Here is a 1227-nt window from a genome sequence, read left to right on the forward strand (position 1 = left end):
GGGCATGACGAGTTGGACAAGGTGATGGACCCATGGCGACCCATAAACTGCTGCTTCTCCCCGGCGACGGTATCGGCCCCGAAGTGATGGGGGAGGTGCAGCGCCTGATCGACTGGATCAACGCGCAAGGCATCGCGAAATTCGAGACCGAGCAGGGGCTGGTCGGCGGCTCCGCCTATGACGCGCACAAGGTGTCGATTTCGGAAGGCGACATGGACAAGGCCAAGGCCGCAGACGCCATTATCTTCGGCGCGGTCGGCGGTCCGAAGTGGGACAGCGTGCCCTACGAGGTGCGGCCCGAAGCCGGCCTGTTGCGGTTGCGCAAGGATCTCGGCCTGTTCGCCAACCTGCGCCCTGCGGTGTGCTATCCGGCGCTGGCGGAGGCTTCCAGCCTGAAGCGCGAGGCGGTCGAAGGCCTCGACATCATGATCGTGCGCGAGCTGACCGGCGGCGTCTATTTCGGCGAGCCGAAGACGATCACCGATCTCGGCAACGGCCAGAAGCGCGCCATCGATACCCAGGTCTACGACACCTATGAGATCGAGCGCATCGGCCGCGTCGCCTTCGATCTGGCGCGCAAGCGCCGCAACAAGGTGACCTCGATGGAAAAGCGCAACGTCATGAAGTCGGGCGTGCTCTGGAACGAGGTGATGACGCAGGTCCATGCGCGCGAATACAAGGACGTCACGCTGGAGCACCAGCTCGCCGATTCCGGCGGCATGATGCTGGTGAAGGCGCCGAAGCAGTTCGACGTCATCGTAACCGACAATCTGTTCGGCGACATGCTCTCGGATATCGCGGCGATGCTGACGGGATCGCTCGGCATGCTGCCGTCGGCTTCGCTCGGCGAAGTCGACGCCAAGACCAGGAAGCGCCGCTCGCTGTTCGAGCCGGTGCACGGCTCCGCGCCTGACATCGCGGGCAAGGGCCTTGCCAATCCGATCGCGATGATCTCCTCGTTCGGGATGGCGCTGCGCTATTCCTTCGACATGGGCGATCTGGCCGACAAGGTCGACGCGGCAATCGCCGCGGTGCTCGCGAGCGGGCTGCGCACCGCTGACATCAAGTCGGAAGGGACGACGGCGGCTTCAACCACGCAGATGGGTGAGGCGATCCTGAAGGAGCTGCAGAAGCTGCACGCTTAAGCGCTACTCGTCATGCCCGGGCTTGTCCCGGGCATCCACGCCTTTCCTTCGGGCGGCTCCAAAAACGTGGATGGGGGGGGGG

The 1227-nt window shown here is 64.5% G+C and carries 1 protein-coding gene; it reads left to right on the forward strand.

Annotation, left to right across the window (positions count from 1 at the left end; all coding sequences use genetic code 11):
• Window positions 1-32: 32 nt before the first annotated feature.
• Entirely contained in the window at window positions 33-1145 is a 1113-nt protein-coding gene (gene leuB, locus CQ12_RS24055) for a 3-isopropylmalate dehydrogenase (RefSeq protein WP_057837784.1), read from the forward strand.
• The last annotated feature ends 82 nt before the right edge of the window (window positions 1146-1227 follow it).

The organism is Bradyrhizobium jicamae (assembly GCF_001440395.1).
Classification (GTDB): domain Bacteria; phylum Pseudomonadota; class Alphaproteobacteria; order Rhizobiales; family Xanthobacteraceae; genus Bradyrhizobium; species Bradyrhizobium jicamae.